The sequence below is a fragment of the Paenibacillus sp. sgz302190 genome (genome assembly GCF_059820445.1).
On the sequence record NZ_JBZYAO010000019.1, the window covers coordinates 47,851 to 64,249 of the forward strand.

At 51.6% G+C, this 16,399-nt stretch carries 13 protein-coding genes and 5 tRNA genes; 11 read left to right on the forward strand and 7 right to left on the reverse strand.

All coding sequences use genetic code 11. The annotated features are described in order from the left end of the window. The first annotated feature begins 235 nt into the window (after positions 1-235). The gene (locus tag AC6RNO_RS20835) at positions 236-2,509 is read left to right on the forward strand and encodes a Tex family protein (protein WP_488434313.1); all 2,274 of its coding nucleotides are present in this window, start codon (positions 236-238) and stop codon (positions 2,507-2,509) included. Between the two features lie 1,564 nt (positions 2,510-4,073). Here the strand turns inward: AC6RNO_RS20835 and AC6RNO_RS20840 are convergent. From AC6RNO_RS20840 to AC6RNO_RS20855, 4 genes are all read right to left on the reverse strand, one after another. Beyond that, the gene (locus tag AC6RNO_RS20840; RefSeq protein WP_497106604.1) at positions 4,074-4,724 is read right to left on the reverse strand and encodes a hypothetical protein; all 651 of its coding nucleotides are present in this window, start codon (positions 4,722-4,724) and stop codon (positions 4,074-4,076) included. Between the two features lie 149 nt (positions 4,725-4,873). Continuing rightward, a complete protein-coding gene (locus AC6RNO_RS20845; RefSeq protein WP_497106605.1) occupies positions 4,874-6,100 on the reverse strand; it encodes an RCC1 domain-containing protein in 1,227 nt (408 codons plus the stop codon). Positions 6,101-6,353: 253 nt separating this feature from the next. Further along, positions 6,354-6,518, reverse strand: coding sequence for a cortex morphogenetic protein CmpA (cmpA, locus tag AC6RNO_RS20850; protein ID WP_474683950.1), 165 nt, complete (start codon positions 6,516-6,518; stop codon positions 6,354-6,356). 120 nt (positions 6,519-6,638) lie between these two features. After that, a complete protein-coding gene (locus AC6RNO_RS20855) occupies positions 6,639-6,992 on the reverse strand; it encodes a hydrolase/acyltransferase (protein WP_474683951.1) in 354 nt (117 codons plus the stop codon). A gap of 114 nt (positions 6,993-7,106) precedes the next feature. Here AC6RNO_RS20855 and AC6RNO_RS20860 point away from each other — a divergent pair, with 114 nt between their 5' ends. The 4 genes from AC6RNO_RS20860 to AC6RNO_RS20875 all read left to right on the forward strand — a co-directional run bounded on the left by AC6RNO_RS20860 (position 7,107) and on the right by AC6RNO_RS20875 (position 9,650). Further along, on the forward strand, positions 7,107-7,580 hold the full coding sequence (locus AC6RNO_RS20860; protein WP_474683952.1) for a SprT family protein: 474 nt from the start codon (positions 7,107-7,109) through the stop codon (positions 7,578-7,580). An 18-nt stretch (positions 7,581-7,598) separates the two neighbouring features. After that, positions 7,599-7,674, forward strand: a tRNA-Asn gene (locus tag AC6RNO_RS20865). Between the two features lie 4 nt (positions 7,675-7,678). Continuing rightward, positions 7,679-7,767: transfer RNA gene (locus AC6RNO_RS20870), tRNA-Ser, on the forward strand. A gap of 140 nt (positions 7,768-7,907) precedes the next feature. Continuing rightward, positions 7,908-9,650, forward strand: coding sequence for a methyl-accepting chemotaxis protein (locus AC6RNO_RS20875; protein ID WP_474683953.1), 1,743 nt, complete (start codon positions 7,908-7,910; stop codon positions 9,648-9,650). Between the two features lie 62 nt (positions 9,651-9,712). On the opposite strand, the gene corA is transcribed toward AC6RNO_RS20875, so the two are convergent. Then, the gene (gene corA, locus AC6RNO_RS20880; RefSeq protein WP_497106606.1) at positions 9,713-10,642 is read right to left on the reverse strand and encodes a magnesium/cobalt transporter CorA; all 930 of its coding nucleotides are present in this window, start codon (positions 10,640-10,642) and stop codon (positions 9,713-9,715) included. A 149-nt stretch (positions 10,643-10,791) separates the two neighbouring features. Here corA and AC6RNO_RS20885 point away from each other — a divergent pair. The 3 genes from AC6RNO_RS20885 to AC6RNO_RS20895 all read left to right on the forward strand — a co-directional run bounded on the left by AC6RNO_RS20885 (position 10,792) and on the right by AC6RNO_RS20895 (position 11,077). Beyond that, positions 10,792-10,866 (forward strand) — tRNA-Glu (locus tag AC6RNO_RS20885). A 20-nt stretch (positions 10,867-10,886) separates the two neighbouring features. Then, positions 10,887-10,959 (forward strand) — tRNA-Lys (locus AC6RNO_RS20890). A gap of 36 nt (positions 10,960-10,995) precedes the next feature. After that, positions 10,996-11,077 (forward strand) — tRNA-Leu (locus tag AC6RNO_RS20895). A gap of 229 nt (positions 11,078-11,306) precedes the next feature. On the opposite strand, the gene AC6RNO_RS20900 is transcribed toward AC6RNO_RS20895, so the two are convergent. Then, positions 11,307-11,393, reverse strand: a complete 87-nt coding sequence (locus tag AC6RNO_RS20900; protein ID WP_474684110.1) for a putative holin-like toxin — start codon at positions 11,391-11,393, stop codon at positions 11,307-11,309. A 323-nt stretch (positions 11,394-11,716) separates the two neighbouring features. Between AC6RNO_RS20900 and AC6RNO_RS20905 the strand changes: the two genes are divergently transcribed. Both AC6RNO_RS20905 and AC6RNO_RS20910 read left to right on the forward strand, forming a co-directional pair. Next, positions 11,717-11,917, forward strand: coding sequence for a hypothetical protein (locus AC6RNO_RS20905; RefSeq protein ID WP_497106607.1), 201 nt, complete (start codon positions 11,717-11,719; stop codon positions 11,915-11,917). 34 nt (positions 11,918-11,951) lie between these two features. Then, positions 11,952-12,650 (forward strand): winged helix-turn-helix domain-containing protein, encoded by a 699-nt coding sequence (locus tag AC6RNO_RS20910; RefSeq protein WP_497106608.1) that lies wholly within the window; start codon positions 11,952-11,954, stop codon positions 12,648-12,650. Positions 12,651-12,694: 44 nt separating this feature from the next. Here AC6RNO_RS20910 and AC6RNO_RS20915 read toward each other — a convergent pair whose 3' ends face one another. Further along, positions 12,695-14,959 carry a clostripain-related cysteine peptidase gene (locus tag AC6RNO_RS20915; RefSeq protein WP_497106609.1) on the reverse strand — a complete coding sequence of 755 codons (2,265 nt, stop codon included), beginning with the start codon at positions 14,957-14,959 and terminating at the stop codon, positions 12,695-12,697. Positions 14,960-15,230: 271 nt separating this feature from the next. Between AC6RNO_RS20915 and AC6RNO_RS20920 the strand changes: the two genes are divergently transcribed. After that, the gene (locus tag AC6RNO_RS20920) at positions 15,231-16,247 is read left to right on the forward strand and encodes an ABC transporter substrate-binding protein (RefSeq protein ID WP_497106611.1); all 1,017 of its coding nucleotides are present in this window, start codon (positions 15,231-15,233) and stop codon (positions 16,245-16,247) included. Positions 16,248-16,399: the final 152 nt, after the last annotated feature.

Genomic DNA, 16,399 nt, shown 5'->3' on the forward strand with positions numbered 1-16,399 from the left:
CGCAAGCGGCAGTATATACACAAAAGTAACTCCGCCCGTCTGACTCCTAGTATAACGTTCTTAAAATTACGCCCAGCATAACGACCAACAACGGACCATAACGCAGACTAACTGATTGTCCTGTAGGAACGTCTTTTTCGGAACGTTCTACCAGGAATCTGTCCGATGAACTCACAAAAGTAGCTCGGTCGGACAGATTCCTGGACTTACATAACTGAGGATTGGGGAAAAGGGAATGACTTTATTGGATATGTTGAGAAGGAAAATGTTTTTTGCAAAAGATGACGGCAGCGCAGGAGCTGTTGCTGCTGAAGAAAGCGGCGGGAAGGCGCAGCTTTCCGAAGAAAAGAAAGCGGAAATCCGCGAGCGCATCCTGAAGCAAATCTCGGCCGAGCTGCAGCTGCCGGCCGGCAAAGTGAAAACGACCGTCGATTTGCTCGACGAGGGGAACACGATTCCGTTCATCGCCCGGTACCGGAAGGAGATGACCGGGGAGCTGGATGAGAACCAGCTCCGGGACATTGAAGAGCGGCTGCAATATTTGCGCAACCTGGAGGACCGCAAAATCGAAGTGGTGCGGCTCATCGACGAGCAGGGCAAGCTTACGGACGAGCTGCGTCAATCGATCGAACAGGCGGCGAAGCTGCAGGAGGTCGAGGATTTGTACCGGCCTTACCGCCAGAAGCGGAAGACAAGAGCGAGCGTAGCTAAGGAGCGCGGATTGGAGCCGCTCTCCGAATGGATCTGGAAGCAGCCGCGCCAAGGCTCGCTGGAGCAGGAAGCAGCCCGCTTCGTGAACGCGGAGAAAGGCGTAGGAAGCGCCGAGGAGGCGATCCAGGGCGCGATGGATATCGTCGCGGAGAACGTGGCGGACGATGCCAAAATCCGCGCGTGGGTACGGAAATTTACGCAGGATCAAGGAATTTTGCGTACGGAAGCGAAGGATTCGCAGCAGGAATCCGTATATGAAATGTACTATGCGTACCAAGAGCCTGTGCGCAAGCTGCCGCCTCACCGGATTCTCGCGATCAATCGCGGGGAGCGGGAGGAAGTGCTGAAGGTTGGCATGGATGTGCCGATCGAACGGATTCACGAATATATGGCCCGGCAGATCATTAAGGGGCCGTCGGTTGTCCGCGATGTGCTGCAGGCTGTGATCGAAGATGCCTACAAGCGTCTGATCGCGCCTTCCATCGAACGTGAAGTGCGCGGTGTGATGACCGAGATGGGGGAGGAGCAGGCGATCAAGATTTTCGCGGAAAATCTGCGCAATCTGCTGCTCCAGTCGCCGGTCAAAGGGCACGTCGTGCTCGGTGTCGACCCGGCTTACCGGACAGGCTGCAAGCTGGCCGTCGTCGACGACACCGGCAAAATGCTGGAAATCGCCGTTACTTATCCGACCCCTCCGAACAATAAGGTCGCGGAAGCGAAGGCGAAGTTCAAGCAGTTGATCAGCAAGTACGGCGTAGAGCTGATCGTCATTGGCAACGGGACGGCTTCCCGTGAAACGGAGCAGTTTGTTGCGGAGCTGATCGGCGAAATCAAAGAGCGCGAGCTCAAGTATTTGATCGTCAGCGAAGCGGGGGCGAGCGTTTACTCCGCGTCGAAGTTGGCGCAGACGGAGTTCCCGGAGCTCGACGTGGCCGAGCGCAGCGCGATTTCGATTGCGCGGCGTCTGCAGGACCCGCTCGCGGAGCTGGTGAAGATCGAGCCGAAGGCGATCGGCGTCGGGCAGTATCAGCACGACGTCTCGCAGAAGCGGCTCGACGAGAACTTGAAGGCCGTCGTGGAGTCGGCCGTCAACCATGTCGGCGTCGATCTGAACACGGCGTCGCCGTCGCTTTTGTCCTATGTGTCAGGCGTGAACGCGACACTGGCGAAAAACATCGTGAAGTATCGCGAGGAGAACGGCAAGTTCGGCAGCCGGCAGGAGCTGTCGAAGGTTCCGCGCCTTGGCGCGAAAACCTTCGAGCAGTGCGTCGGCTTCATGCGGATTCCGGGCGGCCGCAACCCGCTCGACAATACCCCGATCCACCCGGAGTCCTATGAGGTGGTGGATCGGTTGTTCAAGGAGCTGCGCCTGGAGCTGGAGCAGCTCGGGTCGCAGCAGCTTCGCGAGCTGCTGCAAGGTCTTGCGCCGGAGCAGCTCGCTCCGAAGCTGGGCGTAGGTGTCCCGACGCTGCGGGACATCCTGGACAGCCTGCAGCGTCCGGGGCGGGATCCGCGGGACGAAGTCCCCGCGCCGATCTTCCGCACCGACGTGCTGCAGCTTGAGGATCTTGTGCCGGGCATGGAATTGACCGGCACGGTGCGCAACGTCATCGACTTCGGCGCGTTCGTCGATATCGGGATCAAGAACGACGGCCTCGTTCATATTTCCCAGCTCAAGAACGGTTTCGTCAAGCACCCGATGGACGTCGTCTCCGTCGGAGACATCGTCACCGTGTGGGTGCTGGGCGTGGACGCGAAAAAAGGCCGCGTCAGCTTGACCATGAAGAAGCCGCAGTAAATGATGGCGGCGGCAAGAGCAGCCGGATGCATGTTGGTGTCCGGCTTCCTTTTTGCCTTTTTCAGTCGAGAAGGAGCCGGAGCTCTCACGATGAGGCATTATCGCACTTAGAAAACCCTGCAAAATTGAGACTGTTGATATAACTCGTCCGTTAGGGCAGAGCTTCGCTGTTAACGCGGCGCAGAAAACCTGCAAAAATACATCTTTTTGCTCGTAGATACGCTTGCAGCGGAATATTCCTGCAAATCTACAGCTTTTTTGCTAACATTTAGGATTTAGCCCTCTATTAAGGGATAATTCCTGTACATTTGCAGGCTTTTCCCTAAAATGGCCCGCTTCCTTCGAAAAAGCCTGCACTTTCGCAGGTTTCTTTACAAGCTGCCAAGCGCTAAACGAACGGCTGCGCCGACTATAACGGCCACACCTTTGTCCTGGGACAGTCCTGCAAATTGTCGGCTTTTCCTATAACAATGAAATAAAGAATCGCCATGGCTGGTTAACGCAGATCGACAATCTCCAAAAGACAACGGATCAACCTCTAAACAAATTAATGCCCGTTCTATTATTGGTTCCTTTTTCAGTGAAACTCGTTTAGGAACTACTTTGAAAATAACTAGCGATACATTATTTTCATCTTTATGGGTACCGCCTAGCGGCATGAGGGCTTTTGCTGTTTTGTTGGTTTGCTTGGTCAGCGTTTTTCTGCTGCAAGCTTGAAAGCTGCAGCATTCTAAGCAGAAGCATGAGCTTCAACAATGGATGGGTCACCTTCTTTCGTTTGACAACATGCGTGCATACATCAATTAACTGGAATTATCCTCATCCTCTCATCTATAAACTAGCCCGCATTCCGCAAGCCCAACTAAGCTGCCTCACCACCAGCACTATTCGATTTGGTACAAGCGACCACCGTGGAAGGTTCACCATCCAGCAGCAGTCAATGCAGTAGTAGTCCTCATCCTCTCATCTATAAACTAGCCCGCATTCCGCAAGCTCAACTAACTCAGCCTCACCCCTAACACAACTCAAATTAGCAAAGCAACCGCCACCGCGGTGTCCATTATTCGGTAGCAGACAAGGCATAGATTTTAGTGGTACCCTCATCCTCTCATCTGTAAACTAGCCCGCAATCCGCAAGCTCAACTAAACCGCTTCACCCCCAACACAACTCAAACTAGCAAAAGCGACCTCCTCAGAGGTGTCCATTATTCGACAGCAGACAAAGCATAGATTTTGGTGGTAATCCTCATCCTCTCACCATGTAAACTAGCCTGCATTCCGCAAGCCCAACTAACCCAGCCTCACCCCCAACACAACTCAAATTAGCAAAGCAACCGCCACCGCGGTGTCCATTATTCGGTAGCAGACAAAGCATAGATTTTAGTGGTAACCCTCATCCTCTCATCTGTAAACTAGCCCACTGTCCGCGAGCTCTCAACTAAATAGCATCACCCCTTTCAAAGGTGCATGTGTCGTCCATCTGGACGATTTTCTCGGCAATCTGTCTCCACTTTGGCGGTTTTCAAAGGTGCCTGTATCGTCCTTCCGGGCTTTTTCCGTCCACTCAACGGACGGAATCGCTCAAGCTGTACACCTTGGACTGTTTGGGTCCGGCGGTGAGGGAGAGCATGCCTTCGACGGCGAGGCGTCTTAGCCATTCGGCTGCGGAACGGATGCTGATGTTGAACTCGGCTGCAACTTCGCGTGGTCTGATTGTGCCGTTGTGGCGCATGGCCATTTGAATGACGATCCCTTTTCTAAGTTCCCAGATGTCGGTTTCTTTGCTGGAGGAAGCGGTTCTGGGCGGTAAATGACGGTAATCGGCCGCTTGCTTCAGCTGTTTTTGGCAAAGTCCGGGGTACCGTTTGATCAGTTCGGCGGAGAACCGCAGAAAAAGCCATCCTGACAAGATCAGGTCATTTTGCCAAAACAGCTGCTCGTTCGTCTCGCCCGGTACCGTATTGCCCAGGTTGTCCGAAGTGTCCGCGATTTCAATCAGCACTTTGGCGTCTTCCCGGGAACATAGGAAAACGGTGCACGGCTGATGTTCGAGCGTCAATCCCTCGTAATGAAAATGAAAGACGGGGCCCCATACCTCTTCGAGAAAAAGGATGGCGACGGGATGAAGCCTTTTGCGTACGGGGCCATTGGCAGCGGCTTGCCGTTCCATGGCAGTTACATATTTTTTAACCTCCGGATGCATGAATCTCTGCATTCCCCCCTGTTAAAGAGTGCAAAAAAGCACACCCGACATGCAGAAATCTCTGCATAATCGAGTGTGCTTCACTCCGTAGTGTATGGCATTTATTTACATTATAGAGCGCAAGGGAGATGAAAGCAATACTTGGAGCCAAAAATTTGCATTTACTCCGTTGTAACGGACAGCGGCGTGCTCGACGCCGATTCGTTGCCCGCGTCGTCCTCGGCTTTTACGGTGAAGGAGTAGGCGGTTTTGGAAAGCAGTCCTGTCACGGTAAAGCTGTTGCTTGCGGTGCTTCCTACACGGGCGGTTCCCGAATAAATATTGTATTGTTTGACCACATCGTTGTCCGTGCTGCCGGTCCACGTTAAGGTAACGGCTGAATTGCTTAAGCCCAGAAGGGTAAGGTCCTTCGGAACGGAAGGAGGCGTTTTATCGGAAGTAGCGGCTGTAACCGGATTGCTGGCGGCAGCGCGGTTGCCGGTAGCGTCCTTGGCTTTTATCGTGAACGAATAAGAGGTGTTCAATGCCAGATTGTTAATCGTTATACTGGTGCTCGTAGGCCCGGTAGTTCCGACCCAAACGGAACCGTTGGAAATTTCATACCCGCTTACGCCTACATCGTCCGCCGCTTTCGACCAGGCCAAATCGGCGGAACGCACTCGCAGCGCCGTTAAGCGGAAGTCCGAGATCGTTGTTGGAGCCGTGACATCGGCCGGATTCAGATTCGGGCCAATGACTTTTTGCGGCGCATTCGTATCCATGGTCGTACCGTTCCCGAGTTGGCCGGTGTCATTGCGGCCGAAAGCATACAGAATGCCGTTGTTTCCATACGCGAGCGTCATATGCTCCCCGCCGCTAATAGCTTGAATGGAGGAAAGGGAAGCAATTTGCTCGGGGTAAGTCCGGTTGGAAGTTGTGCCGTTCCCGAGTTGGCCGTAGCCGTTATACCCCCAGGACCAGGCGGTGCCGTCGTTTTTCAAAGCCAGCGCGTGCGAGTAGCCGGCCGCAATCGCTTTAATGTCGGTAAGCAAGGAAACCTGAACGGGCACATTAGACTTGGCCGTAGTGCCGTTGCCGAGCTCACCGTTGCCGTTCGCGCCCCAAGCCCAGACGGTGCCGTCGCTTTTGAGTGCGAGGGAGAAATTTTTGCCGGCCGCGATAGCGCTCACGGAGGTCAAATCCTTGACCTTAACGGGAATTTTCTGGTTTGTGTTCGTTCCGTCGCCTAACTGCCCTTCGCAGCATTGGGGCGGAGCAAGAGAAAAGAGGGGAAAACCAGGGAAAACCGGGGGAGACGATGCGGGTAAATAAAGGGGGTTTTTAGAATTAGGAAAAACGCAAAAAAAGAAAAGGGAGAGCGGATACATGGGTATCCAATGGAAGATCATGCGAAATCAGCGAGGTTTCATCACAAATTGGGGTAAGGCTGAGGGAAATCCGTGAAGGGTCTGCTGTCGGAAGACTTCGACAGGGGTTTATCTCATCTTATAGGCGATTCCTCCTTAAAAAGGGATGGGAATTTCTTTGAATGATACATATTGTATCAGAAATGATGCAGAAATACAGTGTTGTTTTTCGCATTTTAAAAAAATTTAAATTGCAAAAAGCTGACACCCGCTCGTTCAGGCGCCAGCTTCTTTATTAGTATTTGCGTTTGCCCGGGCCGTCCGGTGTTTGCGAATCGGTCCACTCCTCGTTAGAGCGGCGGGAACGATAAAAGAACCAGCTGTCGTTCAGCAACCGGATTTGTCTGCGGTTTTTGTTGTGGAAGGCCCGCATTAATTGATTACAGAGCCATTGCGGCATGTGCCCATCCCCTTCCTAGCCTATGTATGAATAGGATATGTGGAATGGGCGCATTAGGTGCAGGTCCTTTGCCGGGCCGACTTCCTGCTTCTGCACGTGAGGCAGCTTAAAGGCAAAAGTTTAAGCTTGCCATTCCTCTTCGTACCACTGCTCCAGCTGCGCCTGCAGGGCGCGAATTTCGGTCAGCAGAGAAATCAGCGGGTAAGTTTTTTCTTGTACGGCCGCGAAGGATTGCTCAAGCCTGTTGATGTAGTCCATGCCGTGAATCAGGCTGTACTTGGCCCCGATCAGCTCCAAATCGTCGCATTCGGCAATGACAACGGGCAGCTCCGGCACACGGTCGGCCGTAAGCTTTTCAAGCTCTTTATGCAGCCGTTGATTTAAGGCGGTGAGCTGGTACATGTAAGCGGAAGGCAGTTCGACAAATTCCAATTGTTCGTCCAGCTTTAGAATGGCGTATCTCATTTGTGGCATAATAATCGATAATTCCCCTCTCAGGAAAGGCTGCGTTCTACTTTTCTACTTGACAGTATAGCCGTTCATACGGTACAAATTCAAGTGAGAACTTCATAAAAGGAGCGTATTTTGATGGATGATCGGGAGCTGCAGCAGTGGGTAGAGCACATCTCTTTGACATCGTTCGGCAGACCTTTTCTACATCAAGCGCGGTTTAATCGAAGGTTAAGGTCGACGGGAGGGCGCTATTTTACGAAATCCCACGATATTGAAATCAGCTGGGTGCAGTGGGAATCGTTCGGCCGCGATGAAGTTGAGAAAATCATTAAGCATGAGCTTTGCCATTATCATTTGCACATTATGAAAAGAGGGTACCAGCACAGAGACCACGATTTCAAGACGCTGCTCGAACAGGTGGGAGGAACGCGATTCTGCCGCTCTTTGCCGCGCCCTTCGAAGAAACGGTCGTACAAGTACCGGCTTGAATGCGTAAATTGCAAAACGGAGTATTACCGGATGCGCAAAATGGATGTCGGCAAATACGCTTGCGGAAAATGCAGGGGCAAATTGAAATCGTATACACTTGACTTACAAACTCCTTCATAATAAAATAAAACTTGTTATTCCCTGATAGCTCAGTTGGTAGAGCACTCGACTGTTAATCGAGTTGTCACAGGTTCGAGTCCTGTTCGGGGAGCCATTCTGGAGAGATACCCAAGTGGCTATAAGGGGACCCTCTGCTAAGGGGTTAGACTGCGTAAGCGGTGCGAGGGTTCGAATCCCTCTCTCTCCGTATGTGAAAGCCGATAAACCTGACGGACGTCATGCCGTCGGGTTTATTTTTTTGCACTTTTCAAACAAAATTCTAAAACTTTCAACATCTTTTCCGGATACGATAGACGTAGTTTTACAACAAAAAGGGAGGACAAGCATTTGGCAAAATTGTTTACGATCCGGATCAGACTTATTTTATTGCTTCTCGTGCCTTGCTTGTTCTATTTGGGGACGAGCACGTACCTGTCGCGGCAAAATGACAGAAATGTGGAGGAACTGGCGTCCTCGCTCTATGAAACAACGGAAAAGAGCACATCGCTCATTCTGAATGCGGATCGGGATATGTACCAGGCGCTCGCCGCGTATCAGCTTCTTGTTTCCGGATCTTTAAGCGCGGATGAGAAAAAAAACCAGCTTCAAATTTTACAGGACAACATCGATCAGGCCAATACGCGAGTCGGGCAGGTCGAAACCGTTTTGAAAAACAAACAAATGCTTCAGATTGCGCATGAGAAATCGAAACTTACTTTTGAGCAAAATTTTTCCAATTTCCATAAATTGTTCGATCAATGGGCCCAAGCGGCAAAGCAAGCGGTTCAATCGCCGGCTCCCGCACAGGGTGCCATGAACGATCCGAAGCTGGAAGCGGTTTTCGAGGGCGGGCGCGAAGGGCTGAATCAAGCCGGCGAAATTTTGGATGCATATGCCAAATCGAGTATCGAAACCAAGCGGGTGCAATCGAGACAAACGATGTGGATGACGATTGCGGGCGTGATCGTGCTAATGATTATCATCAGTGCTGCGGGTGCATTTATCATTCGCCGCATTATGGTAACAGTGCGAAGGATCGCAGAAGTGACCGGCAAGGTAGCCGCAGGGGATCTTCGCCACGAACCGGCGCAGCGGTATACGCAGGATGAGCTGGGGAGCATTTTGCAATCGGTGGACAAGATGGTGATGAAAATGAAAGAGCTGATCGGCACGATCGCCCGTCACGCCGAATTCGTCCATTCGGCATCTTTGGATCTGAACGACAGCTCCAGGGAGTCTGCGTCTGCCGCCGAGCACATTGCCGGGAGCATCCAGGAAGTTACGCACGATGCGGAGCTCCAAACGCGCAGCAGCGCGGAGACAAGCAGAGCCGTCGAGGAGATGGCTATCGGAATTCAGCGCGTAGCGGAAAATACCGGCGTTATGGCCGAGCATTCCTCGCTCACTTCCCGCCATGCGGGGATCGGCAACGAATTGCTGGTGAAGCTGCAGCAGCAGATGACTCATATTTTGGCGTCAGTCGATTTGCTGGCCCAAACGGTACAATCGTTGACGCACAAATCCGAGGAGATCGGGAAAATCGCTCTGAGCATTACGCATTTCGCCAACCAGACGAACCTGCTTTCGTTGAACGCTTCCATTGAAGCGGCAAGAGCCGGCGAGCACGGCAAAGGCTTCCACGTCGTCGCCAACGAAATTCGCAAGCTGGCCAGCCAATCGCTCCAATCCGCCGAAGGAATCAACGGGCTGATCGACGCAACTCGGCTGGAGATCGCCAGCGTATCCGGTTCCATGAGCGCTGCGAAGCGGGAAGCCGATGCAGGTTCGGAGCTGATGATTGAAGTGAATCAGAGCTTCCATACCATTTTGCAATCGGTGCATCTCATCGTTTCTCAAATTCATGAGACGTCGGCCATTACCGAACAGATGTCTGCCAGCTCGCAGCAAATTTCCGCTACGATGGAGCATTCCTCTTCGGCTTCCGGTCAAATTCTGGTCGAATGCCAGGGAGCTGCAGCAGCCACCGAGCAGCAGCTTGCGATGATGGAGAACATTGCATCCGCCGCGGAGCAGCTTAAAGCCGTCGTTGCGGCATTGAGCGAATCGATATCTTATTTTAAAATTGCATAATAGTCGACAGTGGCGCCTACTGGACCTAACCGGCACGAACGCCGGGTGGCGCCGCTTTTTTTCTAAAACCACCGTTTGCGTTTGAAGTAGTACCACATTAAGACCCCGATGGACAGCATCAAAATCCACACATAGACGTAGCCGTACTTCCAATTCAGCTCGGGAATCAGCTTGAAATTCATCCCATACACACCGACAATAAAGGTAAGAGGGAGGAAAATCGTGCTGAACAGCGTCAGCGTCTTCATAATTTCATTCATCCGGTCGGATTTCATGCTCATTTGAAGCTCCAGCAAGCCGGTCAGCGATTCTCGAAAAATGTCAAGCGAATCCACCACCCGGGAAATATGGTCGACGATATCTACAAAATAAACGTTATCTTCCTGTCTGGTGTAGGGAAAAGAGTGATGGCCGATCGTCATCAGTATCGTCCGCTCTTCGGTAAATACGCGTCTCAACTGATGAATGGTCCGCTTAAGCTGGAAAATTTCCTGCGCAATGCGGATAGCGGGATCGTGGTAAATACCTTGCTCCATCGAATCCAGGCGGTCCTCGATCTGATCGACAAGAACGGAGTAATCGTCCACGCAGAGGTCCATAATGGAGTGAAGTATGGCTCCGGGATGGCTCATCCTGTTCTCAACTTCCTGGAAGGTTTGATAGAGCTGATCCAAAAACGGAATATCTTCTTTGTAGACCGTAATGACATAGTTTTCTCCAATGACGATGCCGAATTCCTGCGGCTCCAGGCGATCGGAGATCGCAAAAAAAGTAACAAAATTGTGATCGGCGTACGTATCCAGCTTCGGCCGCTGATTGAGCTTGATGGCGTCCTCTACGAGCAGGGGATGGCACTTGAATAAGGTGCCCAGTACGTACCTGACTTCGTCCGGCGACGGGTTTTTCATGCGGATCCAGGCCACTTCGTCCGCCTGCGGAACGCGAATCGGCTCTTCATGAGCGGTTCCCTGATTAGTTCTGTATACCAGCATGGATGACGTGCACCTCGCGTCCTAAGTGTTTTTTTCAGAATACCATATGTATTTGATCAAATTCCAGAAATTATGCTTGTCAACGTCTGCAGAATCCGTTATAATAACACTTGTCGTCAAAACGGGCTGCATAGTTCCAAGGCGTAAATGGCCCGTTGGTCAAGGGGTTAAGACACCTCCCTTTCACGGAGGTAACAGGGGTTCGAATCCCCTACGGGTCACCATTTTTCCCAATTTGGGCTGAGAGCCATTAGCTCAGTTGGTAGAGCACCTGACTTTTAATCAGGGTGTCGAAGGTTCGAGTCCTTCATGGCTCACTTCTTACTATGGAAGAGCATTCTTCCCATATATGCGCGGTCGTGGTGGAACGGCAGACACACCATCTTGAGGGGGTGGCGCTCACAAGGCGTGAGGGTTCAAATCCCTCCGACCGCATCCCGAGTAAAACCCGGAATTCCTTGCAGACAAGGGGTTTCGGGTTTTTTATAATCTTTTTGCTTCATAATGAGTCAGTATGGTATACTGAAATTAAGTAATGCGTACAATGCTAAGAGAGCCGTGCTGCCAACACGACTCTCCCGCGCAATATCCGCTTTTAAGGGCGGTAGGCTTTGAAAAGGATTAGGCTATAGAAATAGACCGCACACTTTTCTGGAGGGGCGGTCTATTTCTTTGAGTTTAGGTAAGTCAGCAAAGCCAAAATGAACATGCCGAACATGAACATTAGGGTTAGTGCATCTTTTACCTCCACAGGCATCACCCCCTTTCGAGGGAGTAGCCGACCGCCCATAAAGCCTATTATATTGCAAAACGATTATAGCATAAGCTTTTAAGTTAAGCGACCAGTATTATACAATATGGGAAAAGAATGCAGTATAAAACCCGAAATTCCTTGTACACAAGGGGCTTCGGTTTTTTTCTTTGTTATATTGACGGATGACGGAGCTCTATTCACGAACGCTTCGGGCAGTAAAAAATACTCCTTTTTAGGTATGGCGGCATGAAGTGCATTGGTTTATTCTGATCCATGTAATTGCGTGCTGAATGCGATAGCGCGGATCAGGGGGGAGCAATTTGGGGGAATTATGGATTGTAGTCGGCGTCTACCTTTTCTGGTCGGGCATTCTCGTTTATTTGCGATGGATACACGGTTGGTTCTATCCCGAAACCGATCTGTTCCATATTTTTAGCAGACGTGTGCAAAATTGGATGTTGTTTATCGGATTGCTGCTGGCGCTGCCTCTCTCTTTTGGGATCGTCTACTGGTGGAGTTAGGCAGGATACGGCGATTGAACGGAAGGGGGCGGACATGGAGCATGCAAAAGTTTTAATCGTCGGCAGCGAAACAAAAGTTCGAAAGCTGGCGTCGCATTTTGAAAATAAGGCGGGTTTTCTACCGTTGTTCGCATGCAATGGCAGCGAAGCGCTGCAAACGATGAGAACCGCCCGGGCGGATCTTATTATTCTGGATACTGCTTTGCCCGATACCGACGGGATGAGCTTATGCATGGAAATGCGCAAGAATACCGATATTCCGATTCTGTTTTTGTCGGGTAAATGCAAACGGGAAGATATCATTAGCGGCCTGGAGTCCGGTGCGGACGACTATATTACGAAGCCCTGCGATCCGGCCGTGCTTGCAGCGAGAGTGAGAGCCCATTTGCGCCGTTATGTGAATAGGCGGGAGAAGCTTTCGGAGCAGACATATAATGACGGCCGCATCACCATCGACTTTCACAGCTGCGACGTTTGGATCGGCACCGAGAAAGTGATTCTGTCGGCAAAAGAAAGAAAGCTGCTGATTTATTTAGCCAGCCATCCCGACCGGACATTCCATGTCGAGCAGCTCTACGACCGCATATGGGGATGGGATCATGCAGCGGGCGACCATACGGTTAAGGTACATATTTTCAACATTCGGAGAAAAATAGAACTCAATCCTTCCAAACCGGCATATATCCAGACGGTTCGGGGCTTCGGATACAAGTTTAACGCAATAAACTGCTGAGAGGCTGGCCTCCCAGCAGTTTTTTTGCTGAAAAAAGAGCTATTTTAAGGATTCAAATCAATGAGTACAGTCCTCGTCGCCTCATCCCAGCCGACTTTGGCGCCCAACGCTTCGCTGACGAAGCGGACCGGAACCATGGTGCTGCCGCCGACGATTTGTGCCGGCTGCTCCAATTCAACCTGTTTGCCGCTTACTGTGGCAAGCTTGGAATCCGCCTGCAGCACGACGGTTGTGTCTCCTTTTTGTGCCGTGACGGTTCTCGTATCCCCGTCCCAGCTTATTTTTGCCCCCAATGCTTCGAAAATCGCGCGCAGCGGAACCATCGTTTTCTCTCCGACAATGACGGGAGGCTGCTCGAAGGACAGCGGCTTGCCGTTCAATTTCACCTTAATGCCCGTTCCTCCGACCGTGACGGCGGCCAGATCGGAGAATGCTTCGTTCTGGGCATAATCCACTGTATAGAAGCCGTACAAGTAGTCGCCTTCCGGCAGATCTTGCATCGTAAGCTTCAGCTTGTCATCTACCGTAAATTCTTTACCTGCCGTGAAGCCTTCCTTATCAGTGGCGGTATCGTGTGTGTAGAACAAAGGAGTAATTTTATCGCCTTTTTTGATTTTGATGATGTTCTTGTCGGCCATGCCTGTTTTCGGATCGATTCCCTTCCATGCGCCCAAAATTTCCGCTTCCGCAGCCCCTGCTTTAAACTCGGTGAGAATGTTGAGCTCTGTGCCGTTCAGCTTGGCAGGGATCGAATACTGAATGCTGTGTTCGCTCACGTCTGTCTCGAACATGGAGACGAAATGTCCGTTCAGCATGACCCACTGTCCTGTCCAGTTATCCTTCAATTCCCCGGTTTTCTCGTCAATATCGACGCTGCCGTCCATGCCGAGGAACATCACTTTCGTATTCGAGCCTTCTTCATACTTGGCGAGCACGGAATATGCTTCGGCGATGTCTCCGACGTCATTGGGGTTTACTTTGACGGCATAGGACGATTTGCTTCGGGATTGACCCTCCGCGCTTTCTTCTTCAAGCGCAGGAGCGGCGGTGTCAAAATGAACGCCCTTCGAGTCCGACTTGATTTGTTTCACGTAGTCGTGAACGAATTTTTTGTATTCCGGCGAAAAATCGATTTTGTCGTATTTCTCCAGGTTGGCTTCGAAGTTGTCCTTGTCCTTGAAAGGGAAGTAAATGGAAAGTCCCTTCGCATCAGGCTTTGCATCGCTGTTGATGTTGTACAGAACCGCCTGCCCGACCGCTTCCATAAGCTGCTTGGATTCTGCCGGATACTGATTGGCTGCGTTTTTCGCTAGATCGGCGAGGTCCACCATGTCCGTATTGCCGCCGTGCGCCCCGCTGCTGCCGTAATCCTCCGACTTGCTGCGCGCTTTGGCTACGGATTTGATGCGTTCCGGGTCGCTGATGTCTGCGCTCGTTTTGGCGATAAATGCGTTGAGCGCTTTTTCGACGGGTTCGATTTTAGACAAATCGGTGACGGAAAGAGTGATCGTATTCGCCGTATCCTGCTCAGCGGCTTGCTCTTTGTAACCATCCGCGATAGCGGTTCCAAGCTTGTCGCCGGTAATCGCCGGATTGTTCGCAATCGCCTGCAGGATGGGCGTATAGTTCCAACCATGGCCCGGCTCAAGCTCCTCCGAAGCGACCAGATAATGGCCGAAAGGCGAGAGCATTTTGGCGTTTTCCAATGTCGCCATCAGACAGGCGTCGAAGCCGATCAGTTCGAAATTCGTTTTGGTCTGGGCCAGAGCGCCGCTGATTCCGGTCTGAATTTCATCCAGCGTAAGCGAATCGCCGTCATGGAGCTCATCCGAGGCAAAGCCATTGACCGAACCGGCGCCATGATCCCAGAAAACAAGCGCATATTTTTTCGCCGGATATTTCTTTACGCCCCACTCGATAAAATCTTTCAACGTGTTAGAATCGCCCATGTTCCGTGAGCCCAGATCGGGCCCGACATTCTCGATGTCGCCCTGCTTTACGAGCCATCTCTGGTTGACCTCGTTGCTGATCTTCGGGTTCACCCACTGCTTCGTGCCGCCCGTTTCGACGACGACCTTCAGCTTGGAGGACGATCCGACCTTCATCATCTCTTCCAGATCCGCCGATGCCGCGCCGGCGTTATTCGCGCTCTCAAGGTCGGATCCGTTCATGTACACCAGCACGGTGTAATCTGCAGCATCTTCCGCCGCGGCTATTCCTGCTTCGTAGGAAGCAGGCAGAATGGCCAGTGCCGCTGCCAATGAAGTCTTCAAAGCGAGTTTACCGGTTGTCTTTAACATTCGTTTCATACTTTTGTCCCTCTCCTTATGGTTCCAAAGTGCCGAACTCTGACACATTGTAGCACGGCAAGTTCAAAACCAGTTCAAATCCGGAGGACAATTTGACGAATTTTGCTATGTCGAAACCTGTGGGAATTATGCTGGAAAACAGGGAGTTTTACATCAAGGATAGGCCGTGACATCCCATAAAATAATGCTTGAATATAGACAACAAAACAGATGTTTGCTATAGTTCAATTGATAATGATTCGCATTATCATATATTTTAGGGAGGTTTACCATGTTAAAGAAAAAATCACATTTTGTAATGATTGCGCTGATGTTGACTTTCTCGGTACTTCTGAGCGCCTGCGGCGGAGCACAAAACGCGTCGACAACAGGCGCTGAGGCAACAGCGGCGCCGACCAAGGAAGCGGCGGCTGGGGCTGGGGCGGACAAAGCGCCCGAATCGGGAGTCCGCGCCTATAAAACCGTGAAGGGCGACATCAAGATTCCGGCAAAGCCCAAGCGGATCGTTACCGATTATTACGGCGGTGAACTGCTGTCCGTGGGGGCCAATGTCGTTGGCGCCGAGCCGACCATTTTTGACAATCCTTTTTTGAAAGGTCTGCTTACAAATACGAAGGACGTAGGCGCCCCGATCAACACCGAAAAAGCGCTGGAACTGGCTCCGGATTTGATCGTAATCATGTACGACAAAAACTACGATGCGCTGTCCAAAATCGCTCCGACGCTGTACATTCCATACGGCACTGCAACTAACATTTACGAAACATTGCGGCTGTTCGGCGATATTGTCGGGGAGCCCGAGAAGGCGGAGCAGTTTATTGCCGATTTTGATAAAAAGGCGGCGGCCGGCCGCGAAAGATTGAAAGGAGTCGTCGAAGAGAACGCGACTTTCGGCATTTACGAGCTGACGGACAAAGGCGATCTTTGGGTATTCGGCGACAACGGCGGCCGGGGCGGACAAGCGGTATATAACGCGCTGAAGCTGAAAATGCCGGACAATATCCGGGCCAAGGCGCAAAAAGAGGCCATGCAGCTTTCCATGGAGGTGCTGCCGGAGTACGCAACCGACTATATGTTCCTGACGACCTATGACCCGGACAAAAAGGGCGAAGCGCAGAAACAGTTGAGGAATTCCAACGTGTGGAAAGGGTTGAAAGCTTCGAAGAACAACAACGTTTTCTATAACGACTACGAAACGTTCTATCGTTACGATCCTATCGCCATCACCGCACAAATCGACATCGTTGTCGATATGCTGATCGCCAGAAAAGCCGAGAATAAGAAATGACGGAGAGGGGCCTCGGCCCCTCTTTTGTTTTTTTCGAGCGGGCAGCCGGTTATGTGGGAATGGCAGTGAGCAGAAGCAGTGCAAAACAGACTGTTGAGAAAGTGGCGGGTTAGAGGAAACGGAGGGGGCGCAGCCGCTATTCCTCAAGTCAC